The organism is Microbacterium natoriense, assembly GCF_030816295.1.
GTDB classification, from domain to species: Bacteria; Actinomycetota; Actinomycetes; order Actinomycetales; family Microbacteriaceae; genus Microbacterium; species Microbacterium natoriense_A.
This window is the reverse complement of record NZ_JAUSXV010000001.1, coordinates 1,861,387-1,877,248: the sequence shown is the minus strand read 5'-3', so window position 1 is coordinate 1,877,248 and position 15,862 is coordinate 1,861,387. Positions and strand designations below refer to the sequence as shown.

The window sequence follows — 15,862 nt, the reverse complement described above, 5'->3', positions numbered from 1 at the left end:
TCGCGGTCGCCGTTCACTTTGTCGGGAGTTCTCCGGTCGGTCGGGAGTCTCGAGCACGACTCGCCGCGATCTCCTGCGTCGCTCCCGACAAAGCGACACCCAGGACGGATGCCGGCGTCTGCCCATTCCACGGCCAATCCAAAGTTCTGCAGGCCGCGAAAGCTCAGGAGCGGATGCTGCAGCTCACCCTCGCAGGGCGAGCACGAACGGCAGCACGTCGGTGGCTCCCGCCCGCCTGAGCGTGCGGGCTGCGATCGTCAGAGTCCAGCGACTGTCGGCCTGGTCGTCGACCAGCAGCACCGGGCCCGCCGGGACCTCGAGGCCCTCGGCAGTGAACTTCTCCCACAGGCCCGCGACGCGGAAGGCGCTGTTGCCGCCGGGCTGCCCGGTCGGCCCGCCGCCCATGAGTCCGAGCTCGCCGAGGTAGGGCAGCCGACCGATCTCTGCGATGCCGCGGGCGAGCGAATCGACGAGCAGCGGCCGCGAGCGGGACGGCACCGCGACGACGGCGACCGGCCTGTGCCCCCAGCCCCATCCGGCGAGCACGCGGACGCACCCCGCGAGCAACTGTGGGGACACCGCGGCATCCGCTGCCCCCGCTCCGAACAGCTCGCGCAGCGTGCCGCCCCAGCCGAGGTCTGTGAGGCGCGCGAGCGCGCGGCCCTCGGTCGCCTGCTCCTCAGCGGCGATCCGGCCCTTCACCGGCGCGCCCAGACGGTCGGCGCCCGTCGGCCAGGCACGGCGAGGCTCGATCGGCACGCCCACCCGGTCGAGCGACTCGGCGGCGCTTGCCGTCGCAGTCTCCTCGATGTCGCGAGGGAACCACGCTCCCGCACAGTTGTCGCACCGACCGCAGGGCACAGCAGTGTCGTCGTCGAGCGATCGCTGCAGGAATTCCATACGGCACCCGCGCGTGGTCTCGTAGTCGATCATGCTCTGCTGCTCGGCTACCCGCTCAGCGGCGATGCGCTCGTAACGCTCGGCGTCGTAGATCCACGGCTCTCCGGTGGCGACCCAGCCGCCCTGCACGCGGCGGACCGCACCGTCGACGTCGAGCACTTTGAGCAGCAGCTCGAGCGGTGTGCGGCGGATGTCGACCATCGCCTCAAGCGCCGGTGTCGACACCGGGCGGTCGCCGAGCGCCGTGATCACCCGCTCCGCGCGGTCACGGTCGGGCATCGACGCGGTCGCGAAGTAGTGCCAGATGTCGCGGTCTTCCACCCCCGGCAGCAGCAGCACGTCGGCGCTCTCGCTCGCGCGCCCCGCACGTCCGACTTGCTGGTAGTACGCGACGGGCGACGACGGCGCTCCGAGATGCAGGACAAACCCGAGGTCGGGCTTGTCGAAGCCCATCCCGAGGGCGCTGGTCGCGACGAGCGCCTTGACCTCGTTGCGCTTGAGCATCCCCTCGGATTCCTCCCGCTCATCGGTGTCGGTCTGCCCCGTATAGGCGCGCACCTCGTGGCCGCGCTCGCGCAGCAGTCGAGCAGTATCGACGGCGGCCGCCACGGTGAGCGTGTAGATGATGCCGGAGCCGGGGAGGTCGTCGAGATGACTGAGCAGCCACGCGAGCCGGCTCGCCGAGTCGGGCAGCCGCAGCACGCCGAGCCGAAGTGAGGTGCGGGCGAGAGGGCCGCGGATCGTGAGAACGTCGGCGTCGGATGCTGCGCCGAGCTGCTCGGCCACGTCGGCGACCACGCGGCTGTTCGCCGTTGCGGTGGTCGCGAGCACCGGGACATCGGCGGGCATCTGCCCGATGAGGTCGCGCAGTCGCCGGTAGTCGGGGCGGAAGTCATGGCCCCAGTCGCTGATGCAGTGCGCCTCGTCGACGACGAGCATGCCGATGCGGCGCACGAGTGCGGGCAGCTGCTCCTCGCGAAACGATGGATTGTTGAGGCGCTCGGGCGATACGAGCAGCACATCGACCTCGTCGCGGTCGAGCTGGGCGAGCACGTCAGACCATTCGTGGGCGTTGGTCGAGTTGATCGCCACGGCGCGCACCCCTGCGCGTTCGGCGGCAGCGATCTGATCGCGCATGAGCGCGAGCAGTGGAGACACCAGCACCGTGGGACCTGAGCCCTGCTTCCGCAGCAGCAGCGTGGCGACGAAGTACACCGCCGACTTGCCCCACCCCGTCCGCTGTACGACGAGCGCACGTCGGCGTTGCTCCACCAGCGCCTCGATCGCCTCGTACTGACCGTCGTGGAAGACGGCATCCGGGCGCCCGACGAGTTCGCGTAGCGCGGAGAGCGCCGCGTCGCGAGTGGCCGAGGAGAGCTGCGAAGTCATGTCCCCACTCTGCCCCACCCCGGCGACATCGCGCTCCGCGAGCTGAGGTTATCCACAGGCTGGCTCACCTTGCGAGCAGGGTGGTGGAGCGAACGATACGGTCGATGCATGGGTCTCTCCGTCACTGCGCTCCGTCTACCGCCGTCCGTCCACGATCGCGCCGCTTTCGTCACAGGCGATATCGCGGCAATGCCGTCTTTGGGAACGGTCGAGCAGGTTCGCACTGCCGTGAACGCAGCCTTCCGTCGTCGAGGGCTTTCCGGCGCGGAATCGCCCTCGACGGGACTCTTCGTCCCCGAGGACGTCACAGACATCTCGCTGGGCACCGACGACGGCGGGCAGGTGCGATTCATCATTGTCTCCCGGCCGGATGGCCCAGTCATCGACGTGCTCGCCGGTCTGGGGCTGCACGTGCTCGACAGCGGTGCATTCGACATCATCGCCGAACCCGCGGCGTCGCTGGGCGTGGATGCTGCGGTCTCCGCCGCGGCCTCGCAGTCGCTGACGTACAGCGCGCCGCCTGCATACAGCGCGCCGACCCAGTATGGCGCACCACCGGCATACGAGCAGACGCCCGCTCCGGGCCAACCAGTGGCGTCCTATGGGGCGCACGCGAGCTTTGGGCCGCCTGCGGGCTACGCGCCCGGCATGCCGACCGCATCCGTTCGTCCTGTGGCTGGGAGCATCACCGCGGCCTTGATCATCGAGACGGTCGCGGCGGCGCTGACGATCTTGCTCATCGTGGTGATCACCATGTCGGCGATCGCGGCCGGAAACCAGCCACCATCCAACTTCCTCCTGGCGATGTTCATCGTGAGTGTGACCGTCGTGCTGCGCGCGGCGTGCATGGTTCTCGTGCGCGGCGGATACGGCTGGGCACGCTGGGTGTATCTCGCCGTGGTGGTCATAGGAACTGGAGCGATGGCCGGGTTCCCCTCTCTGCCGATCGTGAATCTCCTCTTGATCCTGGCTGTGGTAACCACGGTTCTCGTGTTTCGCCGATCGGCGCGGGAGTGGCTCAAGTGGCGCGCAGCACAGAGGACGCAGGCGGCCTGATCGGCTCAGGGCTTTGCGAGCGGAAGGGACCGATGCCGTCTAGCCACCAGGCACCGACGCCAACGTGTTCAATCTCTCCGTGACCGAATCACCGGCACCTCCACGACTGTAGGGCCCAGTGCCCAGCATCCGGTCGGGGATCCTGGCGCCGCTCAAGTTCTGGTCCAGGTATTTGCTGACCTAATGTTCCTCAGCGCCGATGCCGTCTCAGTCGTTGTCAGGGAAGCGCCAGGAGCGGTAGAACCGCATTGGGATGCCGCATTGGCCGGCATAGTCGAACTCGCGCTCCTCAAGTGCGACCTGGCCGTTCCGGGGTGGACTGATGGCGTCTTCGGAGACCCGTCGTGGGTTTGGGACCCCTGGTCCTTCGGAAGGACAACCGTTGCAGAAGAGCTCGTCCCCCTACCACTTCGCAAAAGAGGGGTGAGCATCACCGAAGCCGAGATGACAACGGCATGATCGCGTGCAGGCCGGGGCGTCCCACGACCAGACCGAATTCGTGGTGCCCGAACTCTGATTCCTAGCCGCGACGGAGGCTGTCAGGCGCGGAACTGCGGCGGGACGAAGAACCGGTCGACCGGGATCTCCCTGTTCGTGGGAACGTCGATGACATGAATGCCAGCAGCGTCCTTGTGCAACATAAGATCGCTGCCCTCAGGGAAGTCCCAGATCCCGATCAGCGCAGGTTCGACCATGCAGACCGCGTTGAAATCCGCGATCACCAGGTTGCCCCGCGTGTTGAGATACTCCGGGGTATCAGCGATGCTGAGGATCTGCCACCCCGTATCGCCCCGACCCTGCGGCTTTCCCCGCGTCATCCACCGCACCGGGGCTTCACGATCCAGCACCTTCCGCGATACAAGACACAACCCCGCGTTCGGGACGAACTCAATCACGTCGCTGTCGCTCGACTCGCTACTCTTCTTGTTCCAGAACGCCATCACACCATCCTCCATCCAAGCACTGACACCAGCGTGTTCAACTGCTTCGGGACCGATTCTCCGATACCTCCGCGGCGGTAGGGTGCAGGATCTGCTCCGGATCGTATCCATGTGCGGTCAGATGCGCTCGAATGCGATCCTCGATCCCATCAGAACCACCGACCCGCAAGCTCCGATTCGCAGCCCAATAGACCAAGTACGCCCCATACGTGAGCCCCGTGTCTTTACGCCTACTCGCCAAATCAAGGTCATCGCGAGAGAACAACACGTCATAGAACGGCTGACGGTCCGCCGGACGAAGCCCAGACTGCTGCAGAAAGACGCTGAACGGGCGTCCGTGCTTCGGCACGGAGAGGTTCACATCAGCGCCTCCGTCTAGCAGACGGCGAAGCAGCGCCGCATCCCGAACAGGATCCAGATTCTTCTTACTGAGGAGGTTGTGGAGAACGCTACTGAACGGCTGATGTACAGCCGGGTTTGCGCCGTCATCCAACAGACGGTTGGCTATCGCGACTCGCGCAATCGGGTCGTTGTTTGCAACGGCACCAGCCAAAGCAGTCCGGCCATCTGGTTCGACGCTGGTAGCCCAACTCGGATCATAGACGGCCAAGAAATCCTCGTACGACTCGCCCTGGGCGGTGTACCACGGGTGGGGCTTGGTCATTACCATTCTTCCTCGACGCTCGTCGCCGAACCGGACTCATCTGTATGGGATCGATTGCGAAGGGGGTCTTCAACTTGGAAGCTCTTGGTACCAGTGGCCTCCTGAAGGAACTTCTCCAAGTCAATCCGGTGATTCAAGTAATCATCGCGCAACGTGGAGTACTTCTGTTCAGGGATGTGCCCCATGTCCCAGATCCCGTCCCGCGTTGGGAGGGGGCTGGTGTCGTTCAGAAACTGGTCCTCGAGTTCTTTGATTGCCGCTTCGTAGTCAACTTCGGTTATCTTTCCATCCGCGAACTCATCGATGCGCGTCTTCAATTGATCCAGGATGTCACGGTAGGACGAGTTGTTCTCCCAGCGCACGTCAACTTCTAGGTCGTTGATATCCGTCACACGGACTTCGGCGGCACCGTCGTCGATAACCCAGCGCTTAACGGCCTCCCACCAGACTTCCCGGACGGTGCGATCGGACACCGGCGGCCGATAGTTGGCGTACGGGAGGCGGTTGCCATTGTGGTCGTACCCATAGGGCGGGTCGATGGCCGGGTCAGTCTTGAGTGCGTCCTGGTACTCATTCCAGATACTCTCGGGCGCACGGGGCGGGAGGTATCCGGATTCTCCGGGGCCGAGGCCTGGGTTCTCGGCGACCCACCTTTCGGCGTTCGGATCCCACTTCATGTGCCAACCACGGCCGTTCTCGCCGTCCGGGTACAGCGGCTCTCCTGTGCGGTGATCGACGGGGACGCCTTGTTCGTTCACCGGCGCACGGTTGTACGCATCAATGATGTCCTGGTTCGAGTAGGACCCCTTGCCGCCGGGAGAGTCCGCCTGGTTGACGGTCTTGCTCACCGGCGCATCTGGGTCGTACTGCGGCTTCGTTCCTCCGCCGTCAACAGGCTCGGCCGGACGCACGGGCTCGGGCACATCAGGTTTGACGTCCACCGAAGAGTGCGGCTTCGTGTCTACGGGCGCGTCAGGCACATCAGGCTTTATCTTGACGGTCTCGAGTCCGAACGCATCGGAGACAGCCGTTCCGGGCTTCACGGGGGTATCGAGGTGGGTGATATCGAGGGTCGTGTTGAGGGTGCCCGGGACGGTGGTCGGTTTGACGGTGACGTTGATGTGGGTGTCGCGGATGGCGTCGATGAGGCCGCGGAATCCTGTCTTGACTCCGGTGGAGGTGAGTTCGACGACTTTGACAACTCCGGTGACGAGGTGGGATCCCGCAGGGATCACGAACTCTGCGACACCGGCAACACCGCGGACCACGAACGAGCCAACCTTCGTGCCGACCACGACGACCTTAACGGCAGCGGCGACAAGGGGACGCCGCCGGCTTGGACGTGCAGGCGCTGGTAGGGGTCGACATTCGTCTATCCGACTCTGGTACCTGAACTACTGCCCTGGAACCGGCCGCGATGCCAACTGATCCCACTGCCCCCACTCCGGGACAGGCGCATAGAGCAATGCAGCATCAAACTTCCGATCCGCCGTCGTCACCCGAGTGCTGCCCTTCTCGTGAATCGTAAGGCGCCCAGTGCCATCTTCCTTGTTCCGCGTGACGAAATGCATCAACGCATCACTCTGACGCAACCGCACGATCGGATTGTGCTCAGTCGGGTAATCCCAAAGTTCCGTGCGATGGGCGAACAGACGACCATCCTCAAGATCTTTCCACCAAACCCGGACGCTCGGCACTCCAGGAGGCTGCTGATAAGTCACCGTGAACGAAGGAAATTCCTTGGTCGTGACCGTGATGAACCAGGGAACGATACCCGTAGTAGCGTCCTCCTCCGGAACGACCGTCAACTCCTTCGCAGGATCGTGGTAGCGGCGACGAGCCTCAGCTTCATCGATCCACGAAAGCCCTGTGTCCTCCGGGAACGCATCCTGAACATTCTGGGAAAACCGACCACAAAAACGCCATTCGATCATGTTTCGGTCTCTCCTCAGAGTGCGGGGTGGGTGATCACAGTGCCATCGGCGTGGATCTCTACCACCGTAGCGATCTTCCGACACAACCCATCTAGTGCCCTCGACGTCCGAACGACGATGTCGAACTGGTCCGCCTTGAGCAGGAAGTCCAGAGGTTCTGATCGACAACGTGCAGCGATCGCATCGGTCTCAGTCGATCCGCCCTGCGATGGCGATCCGTGCCCGGCAACTGCGTGAAGAGGAGATCGACCAGCTGGCGGGTCGGTTCCAAGAGGTGCGCAGCGCCAAGGTGGTGGCGGACGATTTCCGGATCAGTCGACAGAGCGCGGGGAAGCACCTGGCCGCGCGGGGTATCGAGACGGTATGCAGGATGAGCGACGCTGACGCGGCGCACGCTGCGAAGCTCTACGCGAACGGCGAGTCTGCTATGACTATCGGGCGATGCCTGGAATATGCACCCCACACCATCCTCAGCGCGCTTCGAGATGCAGGTATCCCGATTCGACTCCGACCTGGCCGCGTGTAACTCCGACTTCATGCGCCCGTCGACATACTGGTCGAACAGCGCTGTTCCGGCAGGCTTGACTGCAAGGTCGTCACGGTACGCCGCGAGCGCCTCTGACGGATCCTCGGCGTCGATCGTGCCGGCCACGGCCTCGAGGTACCCCGTCCAGACGTCAAGGTCGTCTGCCAGATCGGCCGGCGCCTCGATCTTCTCGATCAGAGCGAGACGATTCTCGATCTGAGCCTTGTTCGTCTGACCCGGCACCGCGACGGAGAACACCGTCGCCGCTGTCTCCATGTCATCCAACGACGGCCCGCAGAACTGGTCCCCGCCACCTTCCTGGGAACCGCTGTCTCAGGGAACACCCAAGACAGACCAACCATGTACAGCGCGGAGACTGCATAGTAGGCGATGATCGCCCCAGTTCGCCGCGATCCGCGCATTCTGCGTCGCCAACGGCACTCCCTTCCGCCGCGTCGACGGATACACGCACACCATCACGATTGCCGCGATCAGCACGCTCACGAGCGGGAACGGAATGTACGCAAGGAACCCCAGAGCCCACGACTTCATCCCGGTCGGCGCTGGACGCGCAGCCTACTCATATCCAGGCGGCGGTACTACCGGAGGAACTTGTACGGACCCCGGAGCACCCGGAGGCGCATACGAGGGAGGGACGCTGCCGACATCATGAACACCCACTCCAGAACGCACAGACGGCGGCGGCGACAAGGGGACGCCGCCGGCTTGGACGTGCGGGCACTGGTAGGGGTTCGACATTCGTCTATCCGGCTGTGGTACCTGAACTACTGCCCTAGAACCGGACGAGATGCCAACTGATCCCACTGGTTCAAGTACTGAGCTCGCAGATCAGAGTACTTCTTGGTGGGAATGTGCCCCATGTTCCAGATCCCATCACGCGTTGGGAGAGGGCTGGTGTCGTTCAGGAGCTGGTCCTCGAGTTCTTTGATTGCCACTTGCGAATCCCGCGCTCCGACACTCTCAGTGCGGCAGAGTGTCCAGCCCATTCAGTACGCGGAACTCTTCGTGAAGGGCAACGACTTGCTCCCGTGCAACATCGTCGGGAACCGTATACAGCCACCCCTCGCCCACACGCTCCGACGTCATGCCGGCAGGAAGTGCCGCATCGACAAGGACATCGTGCCGCAGCCAGAGACGGTACGAAGGCACGACCTTCCAACCACCGCGCCGAGCCAGTTCAACGATTCCGACATCCACTTGGGAAGCCGTTTGTGGATCGAAGGCGACAACAATCGAGTGGACCAGCGTGCCCGCAACATCATCGGGGATCGCGAACCGGGCCGGCGCAACGAACTCGACGTGGACGGTGTGCCCCGGTGTCCGCTTACCCAAGCTCGAATCGCCTGCGCGCACACGCACCTTAACCGAGCACTCATCTGGAGTCTGCCCATACAGATGCAGCGCATATCCTTCGTCCAAGCTAGCCGACCTGAAGCTCGCGGATACCGGGCACTTGGCTACCAATGCGCGCTTGTCCCCTTCCCACGGCACACGACGAATGGGCGCATCGGGATCCTCGGATGCGCCCGAAGGAAGAGACAGTTCCCAGCCCGAGGCACCAACGCTCTTCGTCAAGCCTTGCAGTAGCTGGTCAGTTCGTGCGGCAATCCACTCAGTCGGCTCTGAAGTGGACACCCACGACCCCAGCGCAATCTTCTTGTCTACTGTTTCCATCGCTCTCAGCCTATCCGTGGCGTGTAAACCACTTCCACGTCAACGATCTGATTCTCGAGGAGAATACGGCGTATTGCTGCCGCACCCCACGGATCTGTGACATGCCATTCCAAGATCGCACCGTTGGGAAGCGAGTCGAGTTGTCGGCCGATCTGATCAACAATGCTCTCTGCTTGCGACAATGCACGCAGACTCTCCGGCGCCCAGTGAAGTATCGAGTAGCCGTCCTTGACCTCGAGGAAGACTTCGACGGGTGGGGGCCCTCCGCGCCATGTGTGCCCGTCGAATTCAACGATCCGACTGGTGTCGGGATCGACTTGGTGCCATTCGAGGAGGTGTCCGTTGTCGTCGCGGAGGATGCCGGAGATCTGCTCCTGTGCGTGCATCCAGGGCTTGTCGTCGCCGCGATTCACCGGAGCCCACCCGGACTCGTCCGAGCCTTTCGTGTAGGTCGCGTCTGGCGTGTGGGGTGGATACTCGCCCGGGTAGTGCACGTCGTTCGAGGCGTATTGGCTGGCGCGGGTGAGGTCGACGTCGAACTCTGGAGGGATCGGACGGGGTGTCGTGCCCCAGCCATCGCCCTTGTTGAAAGCGACCCATTCGTTCCACTCGGGAACCCAGCGCATCTCCCACCCAGCACCACCTGCGCGGTTGAACTCGACGAGAGGCGCGCCCGTTCGCGGATCGACGCGCACACCGTCCTCGTTCCGCCATGCGTTCTCCCATGCCTCGGCCCGCTGTTCGGAAGTGTACGACTCGGGGGCATGGCTGGGGCCGACGGTCTCCGGAACCGATACCGGGTCGCTCCCGTTGATGACACGGGGCGGCTTCACCTCATGGCTGGTAGTACCCGAACCGTCCCCACCCGTGAGCGGCTCCGGCCGCACCGTCTCGAGTCCGAGTGCGTCGGAGACAGCCGTTCCGGGCTTCACGGGGGTGTCGAGGTGGGTGATATCGAGGGTCGTGTTGAGGGTGCCCGGGACGGTGGTCGGTTTGACGGTGACGTTGATGTGGGTGTCGCGGATGGCGTCGATGAGGCCGCGGAATCCTGTCTTGACTCCGGTGGAGGTGAGTTCGACGACTTTGACAACTCCGGTGACGAGGTGGGATCCCGCAGGGATCACGAACTCTGCGACACCGGCAACACCGCGGACCACGAACGAGCCAACCTTCGTGCCGACCACGACGACCTTGCCGATGTTCGCTACGGGGATGAAGAACGTGCCCACGTTCGCGACGGACTCCGTCGCCGCCGCGATGCCGTCTTCTTCCCACTTGTGCCAGCCGTTCTCGCCGGCGAGGTGAGCCTGCTGGTCCCAGCCGACGATGCTGCCCCAGGATGACGCGACTGTGTTGATCCGGTCTGTGAAGAAGTCACGGAACGGGGAGTTCGTCCCCATCGACGCGATACCGGCGATCATGAACGGGACGTTGGTCACGGCGAGCGTCGAGCCAACAAAGTCGCCGAGCCCGCCTACGGTCTTCCAGAATGTGTCCCAGGATCGGACGCCCGTTTGCGCGTCGTAGCCGGTGATCAGTTCGCCACCGGTCCAGATGCCCTTCCCGAAGTTCGCCAGGCCAAACCCGATCGATTCGGTGACGTTACGTTGCTCGCTGACCGCAGCACCCCAGGTGGAGAACTCGGGAGAATTCGCCAGCGCTTCGGCCGTGATCGCGTCGAACGGGGCGGCGCACACGAGCTGCAGCTCCGCCTGGATTGCGTTCGCGCACGTTGTCGCCGCGGTCGACACGCGCGCGAGGATCGCTTCGAACCGATGAACGAGCTTCTCGTTCTTCGCCACCGCCGGGTCGTGCTCTCGCCACGAGATCGTCGTCGTCTCGTAGGAATCGTCCATCATCACCGGGTTGCCGTCGATGCCGGTCGTGAAGCTCCCCAGCCAGCCGCGGGCTTCGATGTTCGTGACCTCGTACCCGGCGAGGGCCTCCGAGCGGAAGTCCCACGCGTCCTGCTCGATATCCTCGAGATCGGGTTTGATGGCCTCCAGCTCCGCCGCATAGGTCTCCAGAGCGGAAGAGATGCGAGAGGTGACACCGTTCATGTCAGCCGCGCCCGCGACGGCCGGGTCCATCAGCGTGTACACGGCCCCGGCATCGGGGGTCTCGAAGACCCCCGGGGCCTTCACCGTCGTCCATGCAGTCGACACGGAATCCACTGCGCCGACGACACCCGTTCCGATTCCGGCGACGCCGCTTGCGGCTGCAGTGATCGTGCTGGTGTCCAGGTCACCCGCGCGGACGATGAACCCGGCGGGATTGATCAGCCCGTCGTCGGCTCCGCCAGAGTTCGATACCTCGTTCTCGAACATGCCCTACTCCCCCGTGTACCCGTGGTCGAAGAAGTAGGTGAAGTTGCCGTCACCGGCAGACTCGACCATCTCGGTCTGGAACGTCGCGGCCATGTCTTCCTGGCCTTCCTGCAAGGCGCGGGCGGCGTTCCCGACACCGTAGATCCCCGCGGCGACGTGGTTGGAGATCGTGGCCATGTTGATGTTCTGCTGTTCCGTGAGCACTTCGTTGAGCGCCTGAGAGACGCAGGCAGTGACCCCGCCGCCCCAGGTCAGACCACCGAAGATCGTGGTGACCTTCTCCTCGGTGAACACGGTCGACAGCGACTCGAACGCCGTGCTCGTGTCGGACAGCGCTGTCGACAGCAGCGCCGGATCCATCTTCCACTCCGTCATTTCCCCCACACCTTCCGGTCACACATCTAGAGCTTCTCCCGCACGGTTCCCTGCACGGCCCGGGCCAGCGCATCGATCAGCGGCCGGCCGGCGGTGCTGCCAGTGAACGGGAGGATGAACTCGGTCCACAACGCGAACGACATCGGTGGGTCCTTCAGCAGCGCCCGTGCGTCGGTAGGGTCGTGAACGACCGTGGTGTTGAACATGGTCAGCACCGGGTCGGCGTTCGTGTCGAGGAACTGCGTGATCTCACCATCGCGGAACGACAGGCCCGCGCCGTCGGGGATGACCTGCAGCGCGGTGGCGAGGACGAGTTCCTCGGTGAATGGGACGTCGCTGAGGACGACGAGTTCGGTGGCCATCAGATCACCCCTCGGAACTCGTTCGACAGGAGTGCGGCGAGGCGTTCCTGGTCGAGGTCGTACGCGAACGCCCGCAACTGCGTCCACAGGCCTTCCCGACCGGTCATCCGCACGAGGACGCTCGGTACCCGACCGGGGCCGAGGACCGTCACGTCATGTGAGGCTGTGAGGGCCGGGATGTCCAAGCGCAGGTCGCGGACCGTCCTCGCGCCGATCAGGACCGCAAGAGGCGCATCGACCGGATACCCGCCGACGGGATACCCGAACCGGCCGCCGGTCTGATGCACCATCCCGGCAGAGATCAGCGCGACGCGAGGAGTGAACTGAGTGGCGAGTCCGGTCAGGGTGGATGTGACGAACGGCAGCACCCGATCGCGGAGCAAGGCTTGCGGGGTGGTGCTGAGCATCGGCAGCGGCACACCGCCGTGCACGCGCTGCAAGATCCCGTCGCGGGTACGAGCGACCGCCAAAGACGCCCACGCTCCCGTGTCAGACGAGGCGAGCATCACGTCGCTGGCCGGCATCTTCCGCTGCGCGTCCCTGGTCACCGCGACGTGATCCCACCCTGAGGTGAGCGGCTCGTCACGCCCCCATCGAGCAGGGGCGCCGCCCGTGAGTCCACCCACGAGGAAGTCCACCAGCGGCCCCACCCGGGTGTCGTCGGAAGCACGGTCAGCCGCGTAGACGTCGAACAGCACCGCCGGCACCGGCGTCGACGCCGCGTCGACGCCAGGATGGCGTTCACTCGTGTCTCGCGGTGCCCACAGGTCAGAGATAGCGCGGATGCGGGTACCGGAACGTGCATCGTAGACGAGCCCGCCGTCCGTGAACGCCCAGTGCGCACCGCTCTGCGTCATCGCCGAATACAGGTGCGGGCTCAGCACCGCACCCGGCCCGGTGACCAGCACCGGACGAATCTCACTGGCTCGACAGTCCGCAAGGAAATGCCACAGCGGCCGGGAATACGCGACACGGTCGTGCTCGACCTTGAACAGCGCGTACTCATCCGTCCACTCGTCAGCCAGAGGATGGACGGCCGTCGCCATCAGATTGGCAGTGCGGCACGCCCTTGCGCGAGGGCGCGCAGGGCGATTTCGTCGTTCTGCTCGAGCGAACCACGGATCGCGGCGATCACACCACGCACCTGATCACCCGCCTGCGTCCACTGCTGCTCCAGAGCCCCGTACTCCTCAGAGACACCGTCAGCCTGATAGTCGGCGAGAGCCGCGCGAACATCCTGATCACGACGCTGCAACGCCGCCTCCAGGCGAGCCGCGACGTTCTCGAAATTGGACTGCACCGACTGAGACGCACCGACGTTGTAATCGTTGCGGTCGATCTGGTTACCGGTCATGACAAACCCTCCGTACCGTCGTTACGCGCGAGCCTCAGGCCGACGCCTGGCCCGAGATCCGTGCCAACACGGCCTCACCACTGAAATCCGCAGCACCCTGCGCCGCATCATGCGCGGCCGCACCATCCTCCGCCGCCGTGACGAACGCAAGATTCTGCCCCGAGATCGAATGCACGATGCCCGACAACGCGTTGTTCAACGCATTCGTGATCTGATCAGTGTTGGCCTTGAAATCGTTGAAACGAGCCTTCGCCGCACCATTGAACACACCCTCAAGCGGCTCCGCCGCATCGATCAGCTCGCGCACCAACGCCGTCAGATCCTCCGACTCGCTCTGCGACCGCTGCCCCAGCCGAACCAGCGTCTGCTCCTCCATAGCGAACTTCATATCGCCCCCCTGTCTACTCCGAACACACCAAGGCTAAGCCACCCGCACCAAAATGGCACCCCGTCACAACTTGTGTACGTGATTCCACGTACACCCGTGGCTGCACGACAACCTTGACCAGGCCCGGGTTGTCCAACCAGGCAGCGCAGCGATCCGTATGGAAAGAACGCCGTCAGGATTCACAACCTCGAAGCCCTGAAGGAGCCGCGACAGCCTCTCGGCGACGGAGTCGAACGCCCCAAACTGAACATGTACCCGTCATCCCCACACTGATCGGGACCTGTCACCGTACCCCTCGAGAGTCCACTCCCCCTCGAACAACTGCAGCTGCACATCCGCGACCGCAGCCTTGTAAGCGAAATTCACCTCGCGCGCCTGATCGAACAACTCTTCCCCCGTCACGGCGGGACCTCCACAACCCGTCAACGGTGCCAGCACGACCGCGATAGCCAGCACGGCGATCGACACCCTCCGCCGCCGTCTCGACGTCAACTCGCGTCACCGGGCCAGAACTTGCGCTTCTTCAACTGCGACCTCGGCTACCGCCGCCCGGTAATCCATGCACACGGCTCGCGCCCGCTCCAACAGCCCATCTCCAGCCACAGCGGAACCGCACCCGCCGATGCCCACCGTGGAGACGAGTATCGACGGGGCGGCCAACAGACGCTGAATCGGCTGGGTCACTGGCCTTCGTCGTCCCAGAAGCGAGGCATTCCTTCTGCCGTATACCCAAACGAGAGCGCATCTCCCGGGTGCTCCGTCGTTCGCTCATCCTGAACAGGTGGAGCTTCTCCGGTGCTGATGCCCGGCATCACCGATTCGATGAGGTTGTCCCAGTCGCCGGGTCCGCAAGTGGAATCGGCGTTGATGGTGATCATGTCCGAGCGCTGGCCGGGATTGAAGTCGATCGTGAGGAGCGCAACATGCGAGTCGGGTTTCTCGGCCTCTACGAGGACGTTGTCGACGTCGCCGGAGTAGGTGCGCGTCTTGATATCGGACCACCCGTTCTCGTCCAACCAGGCAGCGATCCGCTTACCCGCCTCCGCAGGAGTACCCTCAAACCGCCACTCAAACGGCGTCGACCGCCCCAACCGGAACATATACCCGTCATCCCCACACTGATCGGGACTGTCGCCGTACCCCTCGAGAGTCCACTCCCCCTCAAACAACTGCACCTGGACATCAGCGACCGCAGCCTTGTACGCGAAATTCACCTCACGCGCCTGATCGAACGACTCTTCACCCGACACGGCGGGTCCTCCGCATCCGGCCAGAACCGACAACGCAACGCACAGCGCACCAGCCCCGATGGCGGCGAGCCTATTTTGCGCGGATCTCGTCACTTGTCCTTGTCGTTCCAGTACCTTGGAGTGCCGTCATCGTTGCGGCCAAATGAGGGTTCATCACCTGGACGCTCCGCCGTGCGATCACCGTTGCTCTCCGCGCTCGTACCCGTGAGGACCCCTGGGCGCAGAAGCTCTGCTAACTCCTGCGAGTCACCAGGTTCGCAGGTCGAGTCGACATAGATCGTGGTTGAGTCGTAGAGCTCGCCCGGGCTGATGTCGACCGTCAGATGGCCGACGTGCGCGTCAGGACGTTCTGCCTCAACGACGACGTCGGCGATCCCGTCGCTGTAGGTCCGCTTTTTGATCTCCGACCACCCGTTCTCGTCCAACCACTTCGCCAGCCGATCCGCGGCCTCCGACGGCGTACCGTCGATCTTCCACCCCTCGGGCGTCGACCGCCCGAACGAGAACTGGTATCCGTCTGCACCACACGCATCCGGGGAGTCACCGTACTCGTCGATCACCCACTCACCATCAAAGATCTCCACCTGGACCTCGGCCACAGCCGACCGATAATCCAGATACACCGACCGCGCCTGATCGAACAACTCATCACCCGACGCCACAGAACTGCAGCCGCAGATAACCGCAATAGACAAAAGGCT

The 15,862-nt window shown here is 64.1% G+C and carries 16 protein-coding genes; 1 reads left to right on the top strand and 15 read right to left on the bottom strand.

All coding sequences use genetic code 11. The features are described from left to right. Positions 1-183: 183 nt before the first annotated feature. Positions 184-2,289, bottom strand: a complete 2,106-nt coding sequence (locus tag QFZ53_RS08560) for a RecQ family ATP-dependent DNA helicase (RefSeq protein WP_307295457.1) — start codon at positions 2,287-2,289, stop codon at positions 184-186. 108 nt (positions 2,290-2,397) lie between these two features. On the opposite strand from QFZ53_RS08560, the gene QFZ53_RS08555 reads away from it, so the two are divergent. Continuing rightward, positions 2,398-3,345 (top strand): hypothetical protein, encoded by a 948-nt coding sequence (locus QFZ53_RS08555; RefSeq protein ID WP_307295456.1) that lies wholly within the window; start codon positions 2,398-2,400, stop codon positions 3,343-3,345. Positions 3,346-3,884: 539 nt separating this feature from the next. On the opposite strand, the gene QFZ53_RS08550 is transcribed toward QFZ53_RS08555, so the two are convergent. The 14 genes from QFZ53_RS08550 to QFZ53_RS08485 form a co-directional block, all read right to left on the bottom strand. Continuing rightward, positions 3,885-4,286: an immunity protein Imm33 domain-containing protein gene (locus QFZ53_RS08550; protein ID WP_307295454.1), complete on the bottom strand. Its 402-nt coding sequence runs from the start codon at positions 4,284-4,286 to the stop codon at positions 3,885-3,887. Between the two features lie 37 nt (positions 4,287-4,323). After that, positions 4,324-4,950 carry a hypothetical protein gene (locus tag QFZ53_RS08545; RefSeq protein WP_307295452.1) on the bottom strand — a complete coding sequence of 209 codons (627 nt, stop codon included), beginning with the start codon at positions 4,948-4,950 and terminating at the stop codon, positions 4,324-4,326. Next, positions 4,950-6,245 (bottom strand): GH-E family nuclease, encoded by a 1,296-nt coding sequence (locus tag QFZ53_RS08540; protein WP_307295450.1) that lies wholly within the window; start codon positions 6,243-6,245, stop codon positions 4,950-4,952. The genes QFZ53_RS08545 and QFZ53_RS08540 overlap by 1 nt, the downstream gene beginning before the upstream one ends. A gap of 99 nt (positions 6,246-6,344) precedes the next feature. Then, positions 6,345-6,884, bottom strand: coding sequence for a hypothetical protein (locus QFZ53_RS08535; protein WP_307295448.1), 540 nt, complete (start codon positions 6,882-6,884; stop codon positions 6,345-6,347). A gap of 91 nt (positions 6,885-6,975) precedes the next feature. Then, entirely contained in the window at positions 6,976-7,686 is a 711-nt protein-coding gene (locus tag QFZ53_RS08530) for a hypothetical protein (RefSeq protein WP_307295446.1), read from the bottom strand. 705 nt (positions 7,687-8,391) lie between these two features. Continuing rightward, entirely contained in the window at positions 8,392-9,105 is a 714-nt protein-coding gene (locus tag QFZ53_RS08525) for a hypothetical protein (RefSeq protein ID WP_307295444.1), read from the bottom strand. Between the two features lie 5 nt (positions 9,106-9,110). Then, on the bottom strand, positions 9,111-11,432 hold the full coding sequence (locus tag QFZ53_RS08520) for a hypothetical protein (protein ID WP_307295443.1): 2,322 nt from the start codon (positions 11,430-11,432) through the stop codon (positions 9,111-9,113). A 3-nt stretch (positions 11,433-11,435) separates the two neighbouring features. Beyond that, positions 11,436-11,807, bottom strand: coding sequence for a DUF6507 family protein (locus tag QFZ53_RS08515; protein ID WP_307295441.1), 372 nt, complete (start codon positions 11,805-11,807; stop codon positions 11,436-11,438). Between the two features lie 26 nt (positions 11,808-11,833). Then, complete coding sequence (locus QFZ53_RS08510; protein ID WP_307295440.1) at positions 11,834-12,169, bottom strand: hypothetical protein; 336 nt, start codon at positions 12,167-12,169, stop codon at positions 11,834-11,836. After that, a complete protein-coding gene (locus tag QFZ53_RS08505; RefSeq protein ID WP_307295439.1) occupies positions 12,169-13,215 on the bottom strand; it encodes a DUF6177 family protein in 1,047 nt (348 codons plus the stop codon). The genes QFZ53_RS08510 and QFZ53_RS08505 overlap by 1 nt, the downstream gene beginning before the upstream one ends. Then, the gene (locus QFZ53_RS08500; RefSeq protein ID WP_307295438.1) at positions 13,215-13,523 is read right to left on the bottom strand and encodes a pore-forming ESAT-6 family protein; all 309 of its coding nucleotides are present in this window, start codon (positions 13,521-13,523) and stop codon (positions 13,215-13,217) included. Before QFZ53_RS08500 ends, QFZ53_RS08505 begins: the two co-directional genes overlap by 1 nt. Positions 13,524-13,557: 34 nt before the next feature. After that, on the bottom strand, positions 13,558-13,899 hold the full coding sequence (locus QFZ53_RS08495; protein ID WP_307295437.1) for a hypothetical protein: 342 nt from the start codon (positions 13,897-13,899) through the stop codon (positions 13,558-13,560). Positions 13,900-14,591: 692 nt separating this feature from the next. Then, positions 14,592-15,161 (bottom strand): hypothetical protein, encoded by a 570-nt coding sequence (locus QFZ53_RS08490; RefSeq protein ID WP_307295435.1) that lies wholly within the window; start codon positions 15,159-15,161, stop codon positions 14,592-14,594. Between the two features lie 89 nt (positions 15,162-15,250). Further along, on the bottom strand, positions 15,251-15,805 hold the full coding sequence (locus tag QFZ53_RS08485) for a hypothetical protein (RefSeq protein WP_307295434.1): 555 nt from the start codon (positions 15,803-15,805) through the stop codon (positions 15,251-15,253). Between the last annotated feature and the right edge of the window lie 57 nt (positions 15,806-15,862).